This window comes from Micromonospora sp. CPCC 206171 (assembly GCF_036906755.1).
Lineage (GTDB): Bacteria > Actinomycetota > Actinomycetes > Mycobacteriales > Micromonosporaceae > Micromonospora > Micromonospora purpureochromogenes.
Genome location: NZ_JBAKHT010000035.1, coordinates 32,678 through 52,493, shown reverse-complemented (window position 1 = coordinate 52,493; position 19,816 = coordinate 32,678). Strand labels below are relative to the sequence as shown.

18 protein-coding genes and 2 pseudogenes are annotated in these 19,816 nt (G+C 74.4%); 6 read left to right on the top strand and 14 right to left on the bottom strand.

Translation table 11 applies throughout. The features are described from left to right. Both V6U89_RS27250 and tnpB read left to right on the top strand, forming a co-directional pair. Positions 1–210: pseudogene (locus V6U89_RS27250) on the top strand (hypothetical protein); the annotation flags it as partial. Continuing rightward, entirely contained in the window at positions 207–1,586 is a 1,380-nt protein-coding gene (gene tnpB / locus V6U89_RS27245; protein WP_334575071.1) for an IS607 family element RNA-guided endonuclease TnpB, read from the top strand. The pseudogene V6U89_RS27250 and the gene tnpB, both read left to right, overlap by 4 nt. Here the strand turns inward: tnpB and V6U89_RS27240 are convergent. After that, positions 1,573–2,040 carry a GNAT family N-acetyltransferase gene (locus V6U89_RS27240; RefSeq protein WP_334575067.1) on the bottom strand — a complete coding sequence of 156 codons (468 nt, stop codon included), beginning with the start codon at positions 2,038–2,040 and terminating at the stop codon, positions 1,573–1,575. The two genes, tnpB and V6U89_RS27240, sit on opposite strands and share 14 nt — an antisense overlap. A 73-nt stretch (positions 2,041–2,113) precedes the next feature. Between V6U89_RS27240 and V6U89_RS27235 the strand changes: the two genes are divergently transcribed. Further along, complete coding sequence (locus V6U89_RS27235; protein WP_334575062.1) at positions 2,114–2,626, top strand: potassium channel family protein; 513 nt, start codon at positions 2,114–2,116, stop codon at positions 2,624–2,626. Here V6U89_RS27235 and V6U89_RS27230 read toward each other — a convergent pair. Together V6U89_RS27230 and V6U89_RS27225 are read right to left on the bottom strand one after the other, a co-directional pair. Beyond that, the gene (locus V6U89_RS27230) at positions 2,553–4,136 is read right to left on the bottom strand and encodes an alpha/beta hydrolase (RefSeq protein WP_442933994.1); all 1,584 of its coding nucleotides are present in this window, start codon (positions 4,134–4,136) and stop codon (positions 2,553–2,555) included. The genes V6U89_RS27235 and V6U89_RS27230 overlap by 74 nt on opposite strands. Before the next feature lie 33 nt (positions 4,137–4,169). After that, positions 4,170–5,285, bottom strand: a complete 1,116-nt coding sequence (locus V6U89_RS27225) for an ATP-dependent DNA ligase (RefSeq protein ID WP_334575059.1) — start codon at positions 5,283–5,285, stop codon at positions 4,170–4,172. 136 nt (positions 5,286–5,421) lie between these two features. Between V6U89_RS27225 and V6U89_RS27220 the strand changes: the two genes are divergently transcribed. Beyond that, positions 5,422–5,631, top strand: a complete 210-nt coding sequence (locus tag V6U89_RS27220; protein WP_088963283.1) for a hypothetical protein — start codon at positions 5,422–5,424, stop codon at positions 5,629–5,631. On the opposite strand, the pseudogene V6U89_RS27215 reads toward V6U89_RS27220, so the two are convergent. Further along, positions 5,612–5,794, bottom strand: a pseudogene (locus V6U89_RS27215) (GNAT family N-acetyltransferase); the annotation flags it as partial. The gene V6U89_RS27220 and the pseudogene V6U89_RS27215 overlap by 20 nt on opposite strands. 162 nt (positions 5,795–5,956) lie before the next feature. On the opposite strand from V6U89_RS27215, the gene V6U89_RS27210 reads away from it, so the two are divergent. Then, the gene (locus tag V6U89_RS27210) at positions 5,957–6,460 is read left to right on the top strand and encodes a DUF1990 family protein (protein ID WP_334575056.1); all 504 of its coding nucleotides are present in this window, start codon (positions 5,957–5,959) and stop codon (positions 6,458–6,460) included. A gap of 51 nt (positions 6,461–6,511) precedes the next feature. Here V6U89_RS27210 and V6U89_RS27205 read toward each other — a convergent pair whose 3' ends face one another. The 9 genes from V6U89_RS27205 to V6U89_RS27165 all read right to left on the bottom strand — a co-directional run bounded on the left by V6U89_RS27205 (position 6,512) and on the right by V6U89_RS27165 (position 17,413). Continuing rightward, positions 6,512–7,432, bottom strand: coding sequence for a DNA-3-methyladenine glycosylase family protein (locus V6U89_RS27205; protein ID WP_334575052.1), 921 nt, complete (start codon positions 7,430–7,432; stop codon positions 6,512–6,514). Between the two features lie 353 nt (positions 7,433–7,785). After that, the gene (locus V6U89_RS27200) at positions 7,786–8,445 is read right to left on the bottom strand and encodes a COG4315 family predicted lipoprotein (protein ID WP_154942917.1); all 660 of its coding nucleotides are present in this window, start codon (positions 8,443–8,445) and stop codon (positions 7,786–7,788) included. A 200-nt stretch (positions 8,446–8,645) separates the two neighbouring features. Continuing rightward, positions 8,646–9,425 (bottom strand): anti-sigma factor family protein, encoded by a 780-nt coding sequence (locus V6U89_RS27195; RefSeq protein WP_334575047.1) that lies wholly within the window; start codon positions 9,423–9,425, stop codon positions 8,646–8,648. Then, positions 9,422–10,120, bottom strand: a complete 699-nt coding sequence (locus V6U89_RS27190; protein ID WP_334575042.1) for a sigma-70 family RNA polymerase sigma factor — start codon at positions 10,118–10,120, stop codon at positions 9,422–9,424. The genes V6U89_RS27195 and V6U89_RS27190 overlap by 4 nt, the downstream gene beginning before the upstream one ends. 80 nt (positions 10,121–10,200) lie before the next feature. Further along, positions 10,201–11,058 carry a spermidine synthase gene (locus V6U89_RS27185; RefSeq protein WP_334575038.1) on the bottom strand — a complete coding sequence of 286 codons (858 nt, stop codon included), beginning with the start codon at positions 11,056–11,058 and terminating at the stop codon, positions 10,201–10,203. Then, positions 11,058–12,026, bottom strand: coding sequence for a hypothetical protein (locus V6U89_RS27180; RefSeq protein WP_088964783.1), 969 nt, complete (start codon positions 12,024–12,026; stop codon positions 11,058–11,060). Before V6U89_RS27180 ends, V6U89_RS27185 begins: the two co-directional genes overlap by 1 nt. 2 nt (positions 12,027–12,028) lie before the next feature. After that, positions 12,029–14,503 carry an SMC family ATPase gene (locus V6U89_RS27175; protein ID WP_334575034.1) on the bottom strand — a complete coding sequence of 825 codons (2,475 nt, stop codon included), beginning with the start codon at positions 14,501–14,503 and terminating at the stop codon, positions 12,029–12,031. Then, positions 14,503–15,651, bottom strand: coding sequence for an exonuclease SbcCD subunit D (locus V6U89_RS27170; protein ID WP_334575029.1), 1,149 nt, complete (start codon positions 15,649–15,651; stop codon positions 14,503–14,505). The genes V6U89_RS27175 and V6U89_RS27170 overlap by 1 nt, the downstream gene beginning before the upstream one ends. Positions 15,652–15,664: 13 nt before the next feature. Next, positions 15,665–17,413 carry an ATP-binding protein gene (locus V6U89_RS27165; RefSeq protein WP_334575025.1) on the bottom strand — a complete coding sequence of 583 codons (1,749 nt, stop codon included), beginning with the start codon at positions 17,411–17,413 and terminating at the stop codon, positions 15,665–15,667. Positions 17,414–17,640: 227 nt separating this feature from the next. On the opposite strand from V6U89_RS27165, the gene V6U89_RS27160 reads away from it, so the two are divergent. Beyond that, a complete protein-coding gene (locus V6U89_RS27160) occupies positions 17,641–19,272 on the top strand; it encodes an esterase/lipase family protein (RefSeq protein WP_334575021.1) in 1,632 nt (543 codons plus the stop codon). On the opposite strand, the gene V6U89_RS27155 is transcribed toward V6U89_RS27160, so the two are convergent. Further along, positions 19,202–19,687, bottom strand: a complete 486-nt coding sequence (locus V6U89_RS27155; protein ID WP_334575017.1) for a DUF7144 family membrane protein — start codon at positions 19,685–19,687, stop codon at positions 19,202–19,204. The two genes, V6U89_RS27160 and V6U89_RS27155, sit on opposite strands and share 71 nt — an antisense overlap. Positions 19,688–19,816: the final 129 nt, after the last annotated feature.

Sequence of the window (19,816 nt, the reverse complement as noted above, 5' to 3'; positions counted from 1 at the left end):
ACTCAGCGGAGTGTCACGCAGGTCCTGATACCGATGTGTCACGCAGGTCCCGAGACCGGACAGCTCTGGCGTTTTGAGCGGCTTATAGTTATCGATATGAACTTAAAGATCCTGACGTCGCTGTGCGCCCGCCTGTACGGTCGCGGCGCCGCCGCGAACCGCGCCCGCCGCGCCGTGGAAGCTGTCACCACACCGGACGCGCAGGCGTGAAGACGATCCAGGCCTATCGGTTCGCCCTCGACCTGACCCCGGCGCAGGAGCGTGACGTGCTCGCCCACGCCGGGGCGGCTCGGGTCGCGCACAACTGGGCATTGGCGCGGGTGAAGGCTGTCATGAACCAGCGGGCGGCTGAGCGCACCTACGGCGTGCCGGATGATCAGCTCACCGAGCCGGTGTCGTGGTCGCTGCCCGCGCTGCGTAGAGCGTGGAACGCCGCCAAGCAGGACGCCGCGCCGTGGTGGCGGGATTGCTCGAAGGAGGCGTTCAACACCGGCCTCGACGCGCTGGCCCGCGCGCTGAAAAACTGGTCTGACTCCCGCTGCGACCAGCGCGCCGGTCGGCCGGTCGGATTCCCGCGGTTCAAGTCCCGTCGCCGCAGCGCGCCATCGGTGCGGTTCACCACTGGCGCGATCCGCGTCGAGCCCGACCGTAAGCACGTGGTGCTGCCCCGTCTGGGCCGGTTGAAGCTGCACGAGTGCGCCCGGAAACTCGCCCGGCGCATCGACAACGGCACTGCCCGGATCACGTCCGCGACCGTTCGCCGCGACAGCGGCCGGTGGCACGTCGCATTCTGCGTCGAGGTCGAACGCGCCAATCAAGGCCCCGTCCGACCTGGCGGCGTGGTCGGTGTCGATGTCGGCATCAAGCACCTGGCGGTGCTGTCCACCGGCGAGCTGGTGGACAACCCACGCCACCTCAACCGCGCGCAAGCCCAGCTGCGCGCTCTGGGCCGGGCGCTGTCGCGCAAGACCGGCCCGGACCGACGTATCGGCCGCCGCCCGTCGAATCGGTGGCAGCGCACCTCCGCGCGGCTCGGCCGGGCTCACGCCCGGGTGGCAAACCTGCGCCGCGACGGCCTTCACAAACTCACCACCCGACTGACCCGCGAGTACGGCACGGTCGTGGTGGAAGACCTCCACGTCGCTGGCATGTTGCGTAACCGGCGGCTGGCGAGGCACATCGCCGACGCCGGCTTTGCCGAGTTCCGCCGGCAGTTGACCTACAAAACCGAATGGAACGGCGGTCGGCTCATTGTGGCTGACCGCTGGCATCCGTCCTCGAAGACCTGCTCGGGTTGCGGTGCGGTGAAAACCAAGCTCGCCCTGTCCGAGCGCACCTACACCTGCCAGGCGTGTGGACTGATCTTGGATCGAGATCACAACGCTGCGCTCAACCTGGCCGCCCTGGCGGCTGAGTACGACACCGCCGGGAGTGGACCGGTGGCCGGACGTGGAGCCAACCGTAAGACCCCGTTCGCGGGGCCGGTGGCCGTGAAGCGTCAACCCGGCACGGCGACCGCCGGTCAGACCGGGACCGTCCCACCGCAAGGCGGGACTACCAACCACGTGCTCGCTAGAGCGCACTGAAAGGTAACGGGAGTTTCATTCCCTCGTGGCTGGCGACGAAGCCCAGGTCGCGGTAGAAGCGGTGGGCGTCGGCGCGGGTCTTGTCGGTGGTGAGCTGGACCAGGGCGCAGCCCCGCTGCCGGGCCTGGTCCACGGCCCACTCCATCATCCGCCGGCCCAGCCCCCGCCCGCGCAGGTCGGAGCGGACCCGTACCGACTCGATCAGGGAGCGCTCGGCGCCGTGCCGGCCCAGCCCCGGGATGTACGTGATCTGCATGCAGCCGACCAGCTCGCCCGCCTCGTCGGCGACGATCAGGTGGTTGCGCGGGTCCGCGGTGATGTCGGCGAAGGCCCGCTCGTACGCCTCGTCGACCTCGGTGAAGTCCCGCGCCTTGCCGAGCACGTCGTCGGCGAGCAGGGCGATGACGGCGGGCAGGTCCGCCCGGACCGCCTCCCGGAAGATCACATCGGTCATGGCCGCAGCCTGCCACAGCGACACTCGACGATGTGCGGGCGTGGGTTGCCCGGAGCGGGCAGCATGGTGCGGCATGGAGCCCCTGCTGCAGCCCTTCCGGTGGATCTACCGGGGGCTGGTCTGGTTCGCGAACTCGCCGCGCACGCTGATCATCTCGTACCTGCTCATGATCGTGGTGGCCGGCGTCATCTACGCCCAGGTGGAGAACGCCAGCGCCGCCGACGCGGTCTGGTGGGCCGTCGTCACCGCCTCCACCGTCGGGTACGGCGACATCTCGCCGACCACCTGGGCGGGACGTTTCCTCGCCGCCCTGCTCATCTCGACGATGGTGCTGCTGGTCATCCCGCTGATCACCGCGCACTTCGCCAGCCGGCTCATCGTCGACGACGACGCCTTCGAGCACGACGAGCAGGAGGAGCTGAAGCACGACGTCCGCCGGATGCGGGCGCTGTTGGAGGAGTTGGCCACGCGGTACGGCATCGACCTGCCCGAGCCGGAGCGGCGTCAGCCGCTCAACGCGCCGGACAGCGGAGTCCCTCTCTGGGAACGGTCAAAGAGATCAGGTAAGCGTCCACCGCGTTCGTGACGCAGGTCGTCTGCGGGTAGGCGGTGTGCCCCTCGCCCTCCCAGGTCAGCACCCGCCCCACGCCCAGCATCGAGGCCAGCCGCGGCGTCTGCTCGTACGGGGTGGCCGGGTCGCCGGTGGTGCCGACCACCAGGATCGGCGGCGCGCCGACGGCCTTGCCGGTCGGGTACGGATCCCGCTGCCCCGGCCACTGGGCGCAGCCCAGCATCCCGACCGCCAGGGCCGGCCCGAACAGCGGGTACTTCTGCCGCCACTGCGACTGCAACTGCCGGATCTGCGCCAGGCTCGGCTTCTCCGTCTCGTCCGCACAGTTGATGGTCAGGTTGGCGTCGAAGAGGTTCGAGTAGTGCCCGTCCTCCTCGCGGCCGGCGTACTGGTCGGCGAGCCGGAAGACGTCGGCCGGGTCGCCGCCCTCCAGCTTGTCGATCGCCCGGCCCAGCTCCTCCCAGCCCGACTCGGTGTAGAGCGAGGAGATGACCGCGTAGAAGACCCAGCCCGAGGTGGCCTCGCGACCGCCGGCGCCGCGCACCGGCGAGGCCTTCGCCTTGTCGATCGCGGCGGTCACCGCCGCCCGGGCGTCCGGCGCGATCGGGCAGCGGCCGGCGTTGGCCGCGCACCAGCGGGTGAAGTTGCCGAACGCCCGCTCGAACCCCTTGGCCTGGCTCTCCGAGCCGGCCACCAGCTTCTGCTGCGGGTCGACGGCGCCGTCGAGCACCAGCGCGCGCACCCGCTGCGGGTAGAGCTGGGCGTACGTGGCGCCGAGCAGGGTGCCGTACGAGTAGCCCAGGTAGGTCAGCTTCTCGTCGCCGACCGCCGCGCGTACCGCGTCCATGTCCCGGGCGGCCTGCTCGGTGCCGTAGAGCGGCAACTGGTCGCCGTACTTGTCGCCGCAGCCGGTGCCGATCTTCCGGTTCAGCGCGACGTAGTCGTCGAACAGCTCCTGGCTGGCCGGGTCCGGGTCGAAGCCGAAGCTGGTGTCCAGGTCGGCGTCGGAGATGCATTTGACCGGGCTGGACCGGGCCACCCCGCGCGGGTCGAACCCGACGATGTCGAACCGGTCGGTGATCGAGGCGGGCAGCCCGCCGAACGCCTGCCCGAAGGAGAGGTAGACGGCGGTGTCCACGCCGGACCCACCCGGACCGCCCGGGTTGATCACGAGGGAACCGATCCGGTTCCGCTGCTTCGACGAGCGGGCCCGCAACAGCGAGATCTCGAAGGTCTCGCCGCCGCCCGGGCCGGCGGTCGCGCCGCCGCCGGTGCCCCAGTTGCGCGGTACGGCGATCTTCGCGCACTCGTACCGCATCCCCGGCGCGCCGCGCCCCACCAGGTCCTCCGCGACGTCCGGACAGTCCCGCCAGGTCGGGGTGGTGCCCGGCGCCGCGGCCCCGCCCTGCGTCTCGGTGCGCGGCGCGAGGGCCGGCAGCGTGCACCCGGCGGCGAGCAGCGCTGCCGCGGCGAGCCCGGCGACGGTGAGCCGGACCCGGCGGACGAGGTGGGGAGTGCGGATCACCAGCGAGCCTCCATGATCGTGTCGACGGCCAGGCTACGCGGGGCCGGCGGCGGTCGGCTCCACGGTGGCCGTCGGGTCGCCGCGCAGGACCTGGTCCACGTCGAAGCGGACCGGCCGGTCGAGCTGGTCGTAGCGGCAGGACCGGGGATCGCGGTCGGGTCGCCAGCGGACGAACCGGGCGGTGTGCCGGAACCGCTCGCCCTCCATCGCGTCGTAGCCCACCTCGACCACCAGCTCGGGGCGCAGCGGCTCCCATTCGAGGTTCTTGGTGCCGGTCCAGCGGCTCACCCCGCCCGGAATTCGCTGGCCACGCTCGTGGTCGCCGTGCACCCACGGGTGCTCGTCGCCGATGTCCCGGTAGGGGGCCAACTCCTCCAGCAGCTCCGCGCGCCGAGCCATCGTGAACGAGGCGCTCACCCCGACGTGGTGCAGCACCCCGGCGTCGTCGTAGAGGCCGAGCAGGAGCGAGCCGACCACCGGGCCGGACTTGTGCCAGCGGAAGCCGGCCACCACCACGTCGGCCGTCCGGGCGTGCTTCACCTTGAACATCGACCGCTTGCCCGGCTCGTACGGCAGCTCGGCCGGCTTGACGATCAACCCGTCCAGCCCGGCGCCCTCGAACACGTCGAACCAGCGGCGGGCCGTTTCCGGGTCGGTGGTCACCTGGGTGACGTGCACCGGCGGGCGGACGCCGGCCAGCGCCTGCTCCAGCCGGGCCCGGCGGCGCGGGTACGGCTCGTCGAGCAGCAGCTCGTCGCCGAGGGCGAGCAGGTCGAAGGCGACGAAGTCGGCCGGGGTCGTCTCGGCCAGCAGCTTCACCCGGGAGGCGGCCGGGTGGATGCGCTGGGCGAGCAGCTCGAAGTCGAGCCGGGGCTGGCCGCCCGGGCCGTCCCGCCGGATCACGATCAGCTCGCCGTCGACGGCGCACCGCTCGGGCAGCTGCCGGCGGGCCTGCTCGACCACCTCGGGGAAGTATCGCGTCATCATCTTGCCGCCCCGGCTGGCCAGCTCGACCTCGTCGCCGTCGCGGAACACGATGCACCGGAAACCGTCCCACTTCGGCTCGTACGTCAGGCCGGGGTCGGTGGGCAGTTTCGCCACGCTCTTGGCCAGCATCGGCTCCACTGGGGGATTGATCGGCAGGTCCACGGCGACCAGTCAATCAGACGGTGCCGACAGTCGTGAGGCAGATCACCGGCGGTGCCGGTGCGGCGTGTCCGGAGTCCGGCCCGTCCGTCCCTCCCGTACGAATCACGTTTGCGCAGCTCAGAGCTACCGTCGCCGGGTGGAGTGGGTGTGCTGCTGCTGCGGGCGGTGGCGGGTCAGCGTGGAGCTGATCCGGGGCCGGCAGCGCTATCGGCTGGTCCGCCGCTACCCGGCCGAGTTCGGCGGCGGCAAGGACGTCCTCGGCGAGGTCGGTACCGTGACCGAGCTGGAGGAACTGCTGCGCCGGCGTACCCCGCTCGACCTGGCCGACCTCCGCGAAGCCGCCTGACCCCGTCCAGGGTCTCGGTCAGCGGCGGCAGGAGCGGATCGTTGTAGCGCTGCGCCTCCGCGACGTAGGCGGCGCGCTGCACGGTGAGGATCTCCCCGGCATCCGCGACCCCGGCCCGTCCCACGACCACCCCGCTCACCACCCCACCCCACCACACCACCACCCGGCCCCGCCCGTCCCCACCCGTCCCGTCCCCCGACCCATCGATCATGAAGTTGTTGTCGGCGGCCGTGGCGGGTCGGGACAACAACTTCATGATCGACGCGAGGGGTGAGGGAGCGCCTGGGGCCGACGGGAGGCGGGGGATGCGGCCTAGGGTGGGTGGGTGGCCGAGCTGACGTATCAGGAGGTCGGGGCGACCCGGGGCGGGCGGCTGCCGGCCGGCTGGCACCACGTGCGCCACCGGTACCGGCTGCCCGAGGGGTGCTACGCCGTCGCCGCCGAGGCGGTGCTGACCTGGCGGCTGCACCGCACGGCCGGCTTCCGGATGCGCACCGACGCGCCGCGCGCCACCCGAGGCGTCCGGGTCACCACGGGCCTGGGGGTGGGGCCGCTGCGAATCTGGGGCCCGTGCGAGGTGGTCTGGATCTCCGACGACGAGCGCAGCGCCGGCTTCGGCTACGGCACCCTGCCCGGGCACCCGGCACGCGGCGAGGAGGCCTTCCTGGTCAGCCGCGACGACGCCGGCGCGGTCTGGTTCGAGGTGACCGCGTTCAGCCGGCCGGACCGCTGGTTCATGCGCGCCGCCGGGCCTGCCGGCCGCGTCGTCCAGCACGGGTACGCGCACTGGCTCGCCCACACCCTGCGCCGCCTCTGCGCCCGGCGCTGACGCCGGCCGTCAGGGCGCTCAGCCGTGGCGCCGGAGACGGCCCGGAAGGGATCAGAAGCGGGCGAAGGAGCGGATCGGCGCGCGCGGCCCGAACTTCGGCGCCTGGATCCCGGCGGCCTCCAGCAGCCCGCAGACCCGCCCCCGGTGCCCCCGGAACGGCTCCAGCAGGGCCAGCATCCGGGCGTCGTCGCCGCGCGCCTCACCGGCCAGCGCCCAGGCGACCGTGTTCGGCACGTGGTAGTCGCCGACGCTGACCGCGTCCGGGTCGCCGTACGCGATCCGGACCACCTCGGCGGCGGTCCACGGGCCGATGCCCGCGATCGCGGTCAGCCGCCGGGTCGCCTCGGTGCTGTCCGCGCAGCGTTCCAGCCGGTCGGCGACGGCGGCGGCCCGGCGCAGCGTGTCGGCCCGGCGCTGTTCCACCCCGAACGGGTGGAAGACCCAGTACGGCGCGGCGGCCACCACCTCCGGCCCGGGCGGCAGCAGCAGCGGCTGCATCGGCCCCGGCGCCGGCTCGCCGAAGTGCCGGACGGTCGCCGCGTACGCCCGGTACGCCTCCTTGCCGGTCACCTTCTGCTCGAAGATCGCCCGCAGCAGCCGGGGAAAGACCTGGCCGGTGGCGGGCATCCGCCGCCCCCGATGCTGGGCGGCCAGCCGGGCCACCAGCGGGTGCGCGGCGGCCAGTTCGGCGAACCCGGTGAGGTCGTCGCGCAGCCCGGCGACCGCGTCGGCGCGCTCGACCACCCAGTCCGCCCCGGGGCCGTACCCCTCGGCCAGCAGCTCCCCGCCGCCGGAGCGCAGCGCGAGGGTGGCCGGCCCGGCCGGGGTGCGGGTGGCGTACCAGAAGGTGCCGGCGGCGATCCGCGCGCACGGGTCGTATGGGCTGAAGGTGAGCGACCGGACGGAGGCGGCCAGCCCGTAGTCGGCGGGCGGGCGCAGCGCCCGGCGCGCGGCGGGCTCGGTCCAGGTCACCCGGACACTCTGCCACGTGCCGCCCCGGTGACGGACGACACCGCCGACGCCCTGCACGTCGGCGGTGTCTCCGTCCCGGATCGGACCGGCCGCGAAGGGCCGTGGGGTGCGGGTTGGGGGACCCCCGGTGGCGCGTCTGCTGGCGTGGGCGCACCACCGGCCCTCGTCCGTCCGGGGTTCCGTGGGGGAGGGGTCCGGCGAAACGGCGCGTGGCGCCGGCCCCGGCGGACCGGCGCCACGACCTCCGGACGCGCGACGCTGCCGGTGCGCCGGCGTCGGAGTACCTGTGACGATGGCCGGCCGCGCCCTCCCCGGCTGCGACCGGCCACCGTGTCTCCAGTGGCGGCGGGAGATCAGTACGAGTAGCCGGAGCCGCCCGCGTCCGCGCCGCCCGAGTCGCCGGCCGCCGGCGGTGCGACCGCCTTCGGGGTGCCGGTCGGCAGGCAGGTCAGGTTCTTCTTGCCGTTCGGGTCCACCACGAACCAGGTGCCGCCGACGCCCTGGCCCTTCCACTGACCCGGCTTCTTGTCACCGATGTAGCGGTAGACCGGCCAGCCCCCGATGGTGATCTGCCGGGTGCCGTCCTGGCGGGTGACGGTGCCGACCTTGTCGTCGGAGACGCCCTCCAGCTGCGGGTTGCCGTCGGTCAGCGCGGGCGGCCACACCTGGGCGCACTTGTCCACGCAGTTCGACGACGGCGGATCGTCGGAGTCCTTGTCGAAGCGGTAGAGGATCCAGCCGTCCTGGTCGGTGACCACGTTGCCCATCCGGGCGACCTTCTTGCCGACCAGCTCGTCGGTCAGGCGCACGTCGGCGGGGGGCGGCGCCTGCTCGGCGGCGGGCGCTTCGGCGGAGGCGGAGGCCTCCGGTTCGACCGCCGCGGTGGGCTCGGCCGCAGCGACGGCGACCGGCTCGGCAGCGCTGGAGTTCGCCCCGTCGTAACCCGCGGGAGCGCAGGCCGTAAGTGCGACCATCGCGCTCGCGACGATGACGGTTCGCTTCATCTGTGCCACGTGCCCTCCTCATTCTTGGCAGTTCACCGAGTAGTACGGAGGGCCCGCTGTCAAGGTTGAACGATTGACAGTGGGCAATTTCACTTGGACCCGTTGAACCGTTCCGGGTCCGCGTACGTGTGCAGGCACGCCGGCGTCGACCCGGCGAAGCCGAAACGGCGCCGGCCCACGCGGGCCGGCGCCGATCGGGAGTTCGCCGGTCAGGGGACGACGGTCACCAGCGGGCTGGCCACCCCGTTCGCGTCGACCGACTGCACCTGCACCTTGGCGATGTCGGTGGTCGGCGCCGAGGTGGACGCCTCCAGTTGGAGGTCCTGCGGGTTGAGGTTGGTGCCGTAGCCGCCGCCCGGCACCGACCAGGTGGAGACCACCTCGGTGGTGGCGTTCTTGCGGACCACCACCAGCCGGCAGGTGCGCGGACCGGGCAGCCGGGTCAGGTTGAACCCGATCCAGGTGCCGAACTCCTTGCGGGCCAGCCACATGGTGGCCTTCACCCCGGTGCTGGGGTCGGTGGCGTCGTGCTGCTCGCCCTCGATCTCGTTGCCGCCGACGGCCGGCCCGGAGCGGGTCGGCTGCGGGCTCGCCGGCCCGTCCACCGTCGCGGTCACCGTCGGCTCGGCGACCACCTGGTCGCCACCGCGGTTGCCGTCGAGGACGGCCACCCCCAGGCCGCTCAGCGCACCGACCGCCACCACCGCGGCGGCGGTGGCGAAGACCCGCCGGAACTGGGCGCGACGCCGGTGGGTGCGGACCGCGACGAGGGTACGGTCCAGCAGGGCCGGGTCGGTGGCGGTGTGCTCCATCGCCATCATCGTCTCGCCGTCGATGTCGGAGAGCAGCCCCACCACCGGGACCATCGTCTCCAGCTCCGCGGCGCAGGCCCAGCACGTGGCGAGGTGCTCCTCGAACCGTTCGGTGTCCTGCTCGTCCAGCACGCCGAGCGCGTACGCGGCAACGTCCATGTGGTCTGCCCGGCTCATTCCGTCACCCCCCTCTCCTGCAGAGCCGTGCGCAGCGCGCGCAGCGCGTAGTAGACCCGCGACTTGGCGGTGCCGAGCGGAAGGCCCAGCTCCTCGGCCGCCTCCGGCACCGTGCGGCCCCGGAAGTACGTGGCCACCAGGATCTCCCGGTGCGACTGGCTCAGCGTACGCAGCGCGTCCGCCACGGTCATCGTGCGCAGCACCCGGTCGGTGCTGTCCGCCTCGGCGAACGCGGTCAGGTCCCGGTCGTACGTCTCCGCCGGTCGGGCCTGCTCACTGCGGTGCTCGTCGATGGCGATCCTCCGGGCCACGGTCACCAGCCAGGGCCGTAGCGACCCCTGGCCCTGCACGCCGAGGCGGTGCGCGTTGCGCCAGGCCCGCAGCAGGGTCTCCTGCACGATGTCCTCGGCGCGCTGCCGGTCACCGCCGGTCAGCCGCATCACGAACATCAGCAGCGGCCCGGCGTGCTCGGCGTAGAGCAGCCGGACGAGCTGGTCGGAATGACTGGCCTCAGGAGACGCCGCCTGGTGGCGTCCGGGCGCCGGTCGCGGCGTCACCGGGCCATTCTGGCGATCGGCGGGGCCCGCGTCGACCCCCCGGCCCGACCTCGAGGCACGGGACTGGGGCTGAGCCCGGGCGAACATCCACCCTGGCCTGGCCATCTCGCCGTGCAAGCCGGCCGCGACCGCGTGCATGCAGACCTCCTGGCGCCCATCGACATCAGCCGGCCCACGGGGAGGGCCGCCCCGTGATACGTGCGGGTCGGCCCAGCGGATCAACGACGTACCGAAAAAATTCCCGGCGGTGGCGGGGTGGAGTCGGTCGCGTCGGCGTCGCGCACCACCGGGGCGCCCCCGGCGAACCGGTCGAGTTCCGCGCCGGCCACCACCCGCCCGGGGAACCAGTCCCCGGCGGCGCGCCGGGTCAGCTCCGGCACCGGCGGCTCGATCCGGCCCGCGACCAGCACCAGGTTGCCGTAGCGGCGCCCGCGCAGCACCGCCGCGTCGCCGACCAGGCAGGCCCGGGGCAGCACCGTGCGGACCGTGGCCACCTGGGCCCGGGCGTGCCGCAGCGGCGGACCGTCGGCGAGATTGGCCAGGTACCAGCCGGCCGGGGCCAGCACCCGGGCCACCTCGGCGGCGTACTCGACCGAGGTGAGGTGCGCCGGGGTACGCGCGCCGGCGAAGACGTCGGCGACCACCACGTCGTACGCGGCGTCCCGGGTGGACCCGAGGGTCGCGCGGGCGTCGGCGACGCGCACCTTCAGCCGGGGGTCGGCGGGCCAGGGCAGCGCCCGCCGCACCACCTCGACGAGCGCGCCGTCCACCTCGGACACCCGCTGGGTGGAGCCGGGGCGGGTGGCCTGCAGGTAGCGGGGCAGGGTCAGCGCGCCGCCGCCCAGGTGCAGCACCCGCAGCGGCGCGCCGGCCGGGGCGAGCAGGTCGAGCGCCGCGCCGATCCGGCGGACGTACTCGAACTCCAGGTGGGTCGGGTCGGCCAGGTCCACGTGCGACTGCGGGGCGCCGTCGAGCAGCAGGGTCCACGAGCGGGGCCGGTCCGGGTCCGGCACGAGCTCGGCCTCGCCGGTGTCGACCGGCGCGACGACCCGGTCGTCGCCACGGCGGCGACCCATCAGCGGCCCGCCGCGCCGGCCCGGGTGGCCATGGTCAGCGCCCGGTGCAGCAGCCGGGCGTCCCCGAGCAGCCCGCGCAGCCGCCGCTCCAGCCCGGCGATCGGCACCAGGTTCTGCGGGGCGCGCGGGTCCTTGTACGGCGAGGAGGCGAACCGGGGCAGCGTCACCAGCGAGAGGTCGGCCAGCGCGATCGCCTCCTCCGGTGGCAGCTCCGCCGAGCACTCCATCCGCACGATGCCGGCCCAGGGCGCGCCGAGCGCCACCGGCAGCCGCAGGTACCAGGACCAGCCGCCCCAGGCGGTGCCGAGGCGGAACACCGGGGACCGCTCACCCGGCGCGAGCCCGGTGACCACCGCGGTGAGCCGGGCGTCGAGGTACTGGCTGTGCTGCGTCTTGATGTAGCCCAGGGTGCGCGGCAGCTGCCGCCGGCTGCGCAGCGGCCCGTCCACCACCAGCAGGTCGCCGTCCACCCGCGCGGCGTCGGAGACCGCCACCTCCAGCGCGGTCAGTGGCGCCTGCACCGCCGCGGGCAGCTTGCTCAGCTCGCCCGTGCCGCCCACCCGGTGCACCGGGTAGCGGACCCGCCCGCAGACCACCTCCTGCGCCGACGGGCTGGCGGTGAACAGCCCCCGCCCGACCTGCGCGCCGGCCAGCTCCGCCGCGCCCCGCTCCAGGTCGCAGCGGACCACGCCGGCCGCGTACGAGGCGGCGATGCCGGGGAACGAGGCGCCGTCGTCCTCGGCCGTCCAGACGCTGGCGTCGATCCGGCGTACCCCGTCGACGAGCAGCACCACGTCCGGCGCCCGCAGGCCCGGACGGGGGCCGATGGCCCGCCAGTCCACGGCCGGCAGCTCGACGTCCGCCTCGACCTGGGCGCTGCTCGGCGCCGCCGGCCCACCCACCGAGGCCTCGAAGGAGGCCCCGTACGACGGGTCCCAGGCGTCGACGAAGAGCCGCGGCCCGGTCACGCTCACAGGCCGGTCCGTTCGACGCGGGCCGTGCGGGCGTCCTTGCGGACCTCGTAGCGCACCGGGATCCGCTCGGCCAGCGCCGGCACGTGGGTGACCACGCCGACCATCCGGTCGCCCCGGGCGGCCAGGCTCTCCAGGGTGGCGGCCACCGTGTCCAGGGTCGCCGCGTCGAGGGTGCCGAAGCCCTCGTCCAGCACGATCGACTCCAGGCTGGCCGCGGTGGTGGACATCCCGGCGAGCTGCTCGGACAGCGCCAGCGCCAGCGCCAGCGACGCCTGGAACGTCTCCCCGCCGGAGAGCGTGCGCACGCCCCGGCGCAGCCCCGCGTCGTGGTGGTCGACCACGGCGAACTCGCCCTTGTCGTGGACCAGGTCGTACTGGCCGTTGGAGAGGTCGCGCAGGATCCGGGAGGCGCCGTCGACCAGCAGGTCGAGCGCCTCGGCGAGCAGCCACCGCTCGAAGTTGTTGGCCCGCAGGTGACCGGCGAGCGCCCGCGCGACGCGGGCCTGCCGCTCGTGCTCGTCCCGCTGCCGGCGCAGTTCACCGGCCTGCTCGCGGCGTTCCTCGATCCGCCGCCGGTCCGCCTCGGCCCGCTCGGCGGCGACCGCGACCGCGTGGACCGGGTCGTCGGCGGGCGGCAGCCCGGCCGCCGCCAGCAGACCGGAGATCCGTTCCTCCACGGCCTCGGCGGCCGCCTGCGCCCCGGTCACCGCCTCGGCCAGCCCGACCCGTTCCGCCCGCCGCCGCCGCGCCTGCCCGGCCGCCCAGTCGACCAGGGTGGCCCAGGCGACGGCGACGTCGTCCCGGTCGGTGGCCGGCGGCCCGAAGCGGGCCAGCCCGTCCCGGGCGGCGTCGAAGCCACGCCAGGTGGCGCGCAGCCGCTCCTGCGCCGCGTCCAGCGCGCCACGGGCCCGCCGGGCGGCGTCCCGGCCGGCGCGGACCGCCCCCGCCGCCTCCTCGAGGGCCCGGCGCAGCCGAGCGTGCTCGTCCAGCGCCGCGCGCAGCGCCGTCGGCGTCGCCGCGCCGGCGAGCTGGGCGTCCAGCTCGGACAGCCGGGCCGCGAGCTGGTCGTGTCGGGCGCGGGCGTGCACCAGCACCCGCTCCAGGTCGCGGGCCGCCGCGTCGCGCTCCTGCACCAGCGCCTGGGCCGCCTTGCTGGCCGCCCGCGCCGCCTTGCCGGCGGCGGTGGCCGCGGCCACCGCCGAGCCGGCCGGCACCGCCGGCACCCGGGCCACGGTCTGCTCGCACACCGGGCAGGTGCCGCCGTCGGCCAGGTGCGCCCGTAGGGCGACCGCCTGGTCGGTCGCCTTGGCCTCCTCGTGGGCGCGGAACGCCGCCTCCAGCTCGGCCTCGGCCCGGGCCGACGCGTCCCGCGCCGCCGTCAGGGCCGCCACCGCCGCGTCGTGCTCCCGCTGCGCCTCGGCGACCGCCCCGCGGACCGTCTCGGCCTCGCCGGTCAGCCGCTCCCGATCGGTGTACGCCCGCAGCAGCAGCCGCAGCGTGCTCTCGTCGCCGGCCCCGGCCAGCTCGCCGCGCAGCTTCTCCTCGCGCTCCTCGGCCAGCGTCACCGCGGCCGCCGCCTCGTCGGCCGCCGCCCGGGCGGTGGTCACGGCCCGGGCCACCTCGGCCACCCCGTCCGGTGCCCGCACCCCGGTCAGCCCGGCCAGATCCGCGTCGAGGTCGGCCAGCGCCGCCGTCGCCGCCCGGGCCGCCGCCCGCGCGCTCTCCCGCTCGGGTACGGCCGACCCGACCGCCCGGGACAGCTCACGCATCCGGTCGACCTGGGCGGTCGCGGCGGCCAGCGCCGCGTCGTCGACGTCGGTCAGCCCGGCGAGCACCTTGTCCACCGCGGCCAGGCCCGCCTCGGCCTGGCCGGCCCGTTCGGTGGCGCGCTTCTGCACCTCCTCGTAGACGCCGAGGCCGAGCAGGTTGACCAGGATCTGCTGCCGGGTGGCCGGCTTGGCGTGCAGGAAGTCGGCGAACTGCCCCTGCGGCAGCAGCACGCAGGAGGTGAACTGCTCGTACGGCAGGCCAACCGCCTCCAGCACCGCCTGCTCCATCTCGGCCGGCGTCCCGGCGACCACCTCGCCCAGGTCCTCCGGGCTCAGCCCGGTGTCGAGCTTGGTGACGTCGAAGCCGGCCGGCATGAGCTGCAACCCGGCGTTGGCCGTCTTGACGTTGCCCCGGCCGTCGCGGCGGACCACCCGGGTGGCCACGTAGCGGGAACCGGCGGACTCGAAGACCAGCCGGACCCGCGCCTCGGTGGCCGACGGGGCGAGCGCGTTCGCCAGGCCCCGCGTGCCGCCCCAGCGGGGCACCGTGCCGTAGAGGGCGAAGCAGATCGCGTCGAGCACCGTCGACTTGCCCGAGCCGGTCGGGCCGACCAGGGCGAAGAAGTCGGCGTCGGTGAAGTCGACCGTGGTCTCGTCCCGGAAGACGGTGAAGCCCGCCATGTCCAGCCGCATCGGACGCATCAGCGCTCGACCTCCTCGAAGAGCTCGTCGAAGAGCTCCCGCACGCCGTCGTCGTCGTGGCCCCGGCTGTCCAGGTAGTCGGCGAACAGCTCCCGGGGGGAGCGGCCGGCCCGCTGGGCGACCCGGGTGCCGCTGCCCGGGGCCGGGACCAGCTCCGGGTCGATCCGGATCTCCAGCGCCCGGGGGAGCAGCTCCTGCACCTCCTCGCGCAGGCCGGCCCGCGGGTGCTCGCGGACGAACACCCGCAGCCAGCCCTCGGGCGGGGTCAGTTCGGCCAGTTGGGCGAGGGTGCCCCGCACCGTGCGCAGCGGCACCGCCGCCGGCACCGGCACCTCGCGGACCTGCGCGGCGGTCTGCGCGGTGACCTCCACCAGCGTCACCGAGGGCACGTTCTCCTGCTCGCCGAAGTCGACCGCCAGCGGGCTGCCGCTGTAGCGGACCGGGCAGGGCCCGATCACCCGCTGCGAGCGGTGCAGGTGGCCCAGCGCCACGTAGTGGGCGTTGCCCGGGAAGACCGTCGCCGGGACGGCGTAGCCGAGCACGGTGTGCGCGTCCCGCTCGCCGCCGCCGGTGGTCGCGCCGACCACGGTGACGTGGGCGGTGACCAGGTGCACCCGGTCGGACTCGGTGAACCCCTCGGTGAGCCGGGCGAGGACCCGGCCCAGGTGGTCGGCGTACGTCTGGGTGGCCTCGGCGGCGGTCAACTCGTACATCTCCACCGCGCGCACGGCGTACCGCTGGGAGAGGAACGGCAGCGCGGCGAGCTGCCAGCGCTCGCCGTCGCGGGTGGTGCCCTCGATGACGTGCTCGGCCGGGTTCTCCCGGACGCCGCCGCGCAGCGTGATGCCGGCCGCCTCGGCCCACGGGCGCAGCGCGTCCAGGGCCTGGCCGTTGTCGTGGTTGCCGCCGATCGCCACCACGTCGGCGCCGGTGCGGCGCAGCGCGGTCAGCGCCCGGGTGACCAGCCGGGTCGCCTCCGGGCTCGGGGCGGCGGTGTCGTAGAGGTCACCGGCGACGATCACCAGGTCGGGGCGCTCGTCGCGGGCGATCTCGATGACCCCGGCCAGCACCTGCTTGTGCTCGTCGGCGCGGGACTGCCCCTTGAGCACCTTGCCGACGTGCCAGTCGGAGGTGTGCAGGATCTTCATGGGTGCGCGCTCCCTAGAACGGGATGTCGTCGTCGCCGGCGCCCGAGCCGACCACCGCGAACGGGTCGGCCGACTGGGTGATCGAGCGCAGCGTCTGCGAGGGCGGCCGGCCCGCCTCGGAGACCCGGGTCGCCCAGGCCGGGAAGGGGAACTCCAGGCAGAGCGGGACCGGGATGTCGGGCTGGTTGACGAACATGGTGCCCGGCTTCGCCAGCAGCGCCCGCTGGCGCTGGGCCGGCGGGAGGAAGCCGTACTCGGGGCGGGACGCCTCGGCCGGGTCGAGCCGGCCGACCACCCGGATCGCCGAGTTGGTGACGATCCGCCGCTCCACCTCGCTCGCCGTCTGCTGCGCGCCGATCAGGATCACCCCGAGGGAGCGGCCCCGCTCGGCGATGTCGAGCAGCACCTCCTTGATCGGGGAGGAGCCCTCGCGCGGGGCGTACTTGTTGAGCTCGTCGAGGACGACGAAGAGCAGCGGCTTGGCGGTGCCGGACTTCTCCTTGCGCTCGAACTCGCTCTTGAGCGTCACGCCGACCACGAAGCGCTGCGCGCGGTCCGGCAGGTTGTGCAGGTCGACCACGGTGACCTGGGCGCTCTCGGCGGTGTTGATGCTGTGCGGGCGGCGGGTGGCCAGGTCGCCGCGGATCAGCCGGCCCAGGTCCTTCTTGCTGCCGATCAGCCGGCGGGCGAAGGCGTTGACCGTGCCGAGGCCGACCGCGCTGCCCGCCCAGTCACTGCGGGTCTCGTCGTCGTTGAGCTGCTCGACGATGTGGTCGACCAGGTCGGCGTACGAGCCCAGCCGGACCCCGTCGACGCTCACCCCGCCGTCCGCGGGCTGGGCGTAGCGGGCCAGGTGGGCGGCGACCGAGTGGACCACCATCGTGTACTGCTGGCGCTCGTCGTCGGCGTCGGCGAAGACGTACGGCAGGAGCCGGTCGGCGCAGAACTCGCTCAGCGTCCAGTAGAAGCTGTCCACGCCGGTGAGCCGGCTGCTCACGTCCGGGGTGCCGGCGGAGTCGCCGACCCGGGGCGGGGCGTAGACCCGCACGTCGGGGAAGGCGCCGGCGTCCAGCCCGAGCTTCGCGTACGCGGCCCGGGTCGGGTCGTCGAGCCGGGCGTTGGGGTGGTCGAGGAAGAGCAGGTCCTCGCCCTTGACGTTGAAGATCAGCGCCTTGGCGTTGACCGCGTCGCCGCCGAGCACCCCGGAGCGGAAGACCGAGTAGAGCAGGAAGGTGGCGAAGCTGGTCTTCGTGGCCACGCCGGAGATGCCGGAGATGGAGACGTGCGCGCCCCGGCTGCCGTCGAGGAAGTCGGCGTTGAGGTAGACCGGGACGCCGTCACGGCCCATGCCCATCGGGATGCGCCGCTCCATCCGGTCGAAGTGCAGCGCCCGCGCCCGGGCGTCGCCCTCGGCCCGGTAGACCGCCGCGCCCGGCGCGGGCGGCACGTAGAACTCCGGGTCGACCCGGGTCGTGGTGATCTCGGCGGCCTCCTGCACCTGGGCGGGGAGGGTGCCGTCGGCGATGGCGAAGACGTCCGAGTCGAACTGGGCGCCCTCGTGCCGGGCGCGGACCTGGGTGACCACCCCGGCGATGGTGACCGGCTCCCGGTCGGGCAGCTCGCGCCGGGTGACGACCACGTCGTCGAGCTGGAGGTAGCTGTCGGGGGAGACGGCGGTCCAGAACTGCAGCGGGGTGGCGTCGGCGGTGCCGAGCACCCGGCCGACCGGCTGGCCCGGGCCGTCGAGCAGGTCGTCGGTCATCGGGGGACTCCGGTCAGCTGCTCGTCTGGGTCAGGGCGCACGCCCTGCATCCTGCCCGAGGAGTACGACACGGTGCCACGCGACGCGGCGGACGCCACGCGCCGTCGTCGCGGCCCGTCGCGCTGCGGGACGGCGCGACCACGGTGCGTCCCGCTCGTCCGCGCGATTCCGCCACCGAGGGGCGGGATCCGCGAGAGCATCGGGGGGCCGCGAGAGCGAGGGATGCCGTGGGGACGACACGAGGCCGACTGGTCGGGCTGCTCGGCCTCGCCGCGCTGCCTCCGCTGCTGGAGGAGGCGCTGCTGGTCGGCGTCGGCCTGCACGCCGCCCGGGGCCTGGCCCCGCAGGCCACCGCCGTCTGGCCGTACGACTCGTACCACGACCTGCGCTGGCTGCTGGTCTACCACAACTCGTGGGAGATGTTCCTGCTCGGCCTGCTGCTGCTGACCGTGCTCCGGGGCGTGCTCTCCGCCGGGCTGACCGCGCTGGCCTGGCCCGTCGGGCTGCCGCGGCCCTCCTGGGGCTGGCTGGTCCGGCGCAACCTGGAGGTCGCGGCGCTCGCCGCGGCGGTCATCTCGCCGTGGGCCGCGCTCTCCGTCGCCTTCTCGGCGGTGGCGCTGTCGTGGTACCTGTTCGCCTCGCTCGGCCCGATGCTGGCGCTCGCGCCCTTCCTGCTCCGGGCCGGGGTGGTGAGCCGGTGGTGGAAGGGGCTGCCGACGATCGAGCTGTTCGGCTGGGCGTCGCTGAACTTCGTGGTGCTGACCCTGGCCGGCGCGGTGATCTCCAGTACCCCCGGGTGGTGGACGGTGCTGGTGGCCGGTCTGGCCGGCGTGGCGAACGGGCTGCTCTGGCAGCGCACCGTGGCCGCCGCGACGGCGCCGGTCCGGCGCTGGGCGCGGGTGCCGGTCGGCCCGATCGCGATCGCGCTCGCCCTGGCCGGCGCCATCTGGGCCCAGGCGTTCATCGGTTTCGCGGCCGGTGGCGGGCAGGGGCAGTGGCGGCCACCGGTGCTCAGCGAGCGGTTGCCCGACCGGGTGCCGCACGCGGTGATCGTCCTGGGCGGGCACAACTCGAGCTGGGACGGGACTCCTGCCGCCGACCCGCGGGTCGAGCGCTTCTCCTACCGTGGCCTGGACGCGCAGGGTCGGCCCCTGCCGTACCCGCCCGAGGCGACCCACCGGTCACTGGACTCCAGCAGCGCCCTGCTCGCCGATCAGGTCGAGTCGGTGCACCGGCGCACCGGACGCCCGGTGGCCCTGGTGGGGCAGAGCGAGGGTTCCATGGTGGCCCGCACCTACCTGGAGCGGCTGCCCCGCGGCCCGGTGACCACGGTGGTGATGTTCAGTCCGCTGGTGCAGGCCGGCCGGACCTACTACCCACCGCCCGGACACGCCGGGTGGGGAGTGGCGGCCGGTTGGGAGCTGCGCGTCATGTTCTGGCTGGCGAACCTGCCCCTGGCGGTGAAGGACCACCCCGACAGTTCGTTCGTGCGGTCGGTGTTGAGCAACGCGCCGTTCTACCGCAACCGCACCCTCTGCCCGGTACCCGGCGTCCGGATGATCGCCTTCCTGCCGACGATCAGCGCCGCGGAGGCGCCGCCCGGGGAGTACAGCCGCGTCCCGGTCTACCAGCAGCCCGCGCTGCACGGCGGCCTGGTGGGCGAGCGGGCGGTGGAGGACCGGGTGGTCGCCTTCCTGGCGGGCGAGCCGGTGGAGATGCCCCGGCGGGAGTACGGCCTGCTGCAACGGCTGGGCGCCGCCTGGCAGGCCCCGCCGCTGGCCCTCATGGTCAATCCGATCTGGTCGGCGACCAGGGAGGGGGATCCGGCGATGACGGGCCGGGTCTGCGAGGCCCGCTGAGCCCACCCGTGACCCGGCCCGTGCGACGGTGTCGCAGCAGCAGTCGCAGGACCGCGGCGTCGAGCCCCACCACCAGCAGCGCGGGGACCGGCGCGTACGGGAACAGCAGCAGGTCGACGACGGCGCTCAGGGTGGCGCAGCCGAGGGCGACCAATGTCGTGCCCCGGCGTCCGGTGGCCGCCGCCAGGCCCGCGAGCGTGACCGCCGCGCCGATCGCGACGTGCAGCCAGGCCCAGCCGGTGATGTCGACGAGGTACATGCCCCGGCCGGTCGACACGACGAACGGGTCGACGCTCGTGGTGGCCCACGCGGACAGCAGGTCCACCAGGCCGCTGGTGGTCAGCAGGGCGCCGGCCAGCAGCGGTGGGCCGGGTCGCTGCGCCCCGGTGGCGTCGACCGGCGGAGGAAGCCCCATCTGCCCAGGTTAGGGCCTGCACGTGCGGCGCGGACCGGAGTCGACGACGCCGCGGGCGACGGGCGGAACCTGAAAAGTTCCGGAAAAAACCTCGGCCGGAAGTCGTGACAGAGAAGGGCCGCCTGGGTC

Coding starts and splice junctions, on each gene's coding strand:
- V6U89_RS27235 (WP_334575062.1), top strand. CDS start 2,114: ATGGAGCCCCTGCTGCAGCCCTTCCGGTGGATCTACCGGGGGCTGGTC.
- V6U89_RS27170 (WP_334575029.1), bottom strand. CDS start 15,651: ATGAAGATCCTGCACACCTCCGACTGGCACGTCGGCAAGGTGCTCAAG.
- V6U89_RS27195 (WP_334575047.1), bottom strand. CDS start 9,425: ATGAGCCGGGCAGACCACATGGACGTTGCCGCGTACGCGCTCGGCGTG.
- V6U89_RS27190 (WP_334575042.1), bottom strand. CDS start 10,120: ATGCACGCGGTCGCGGCCGGCTTGCACGGCGAGATGGCCAGGCCAGGG.
- V6U89_RS27185 (WP_334575038.1), bottom strand. CDS start 11,058: ATGGGTCGCCGCCGTGGCGACGACCGGGTCGTCGCGCCGGTCGACACC.
- V6U89_RS27155 (WP_334575017.1), bottom strand. CDS start 19,687: ATGGGGCTTCCTCCGCCGGTCGACGCCACCGGGGCGCAGCGACCCGGC.
- V6U89_RS27165 (WP_334575025.1), bottom strand. CDS start 17,413: ATGACCGACGACCTGCTCGACGGCCCGGGCCAGCCGGTCGGCCGGGTG.
- V6U89_RS27175 (WP_334575034.1), bottom strand. CDS start 14,503: ATGCGTCCGATGCGGCTGGACATGGCGGGCTTCACCGTCTTCCGGGAC.
- V6U89_RS27240 (WP_334575067.1), bottom strand. CDS start 2,040: ATGACCGATGTGATCTTCCGGGAGGCGGTCCGGGCGGACCTGCCCGCC.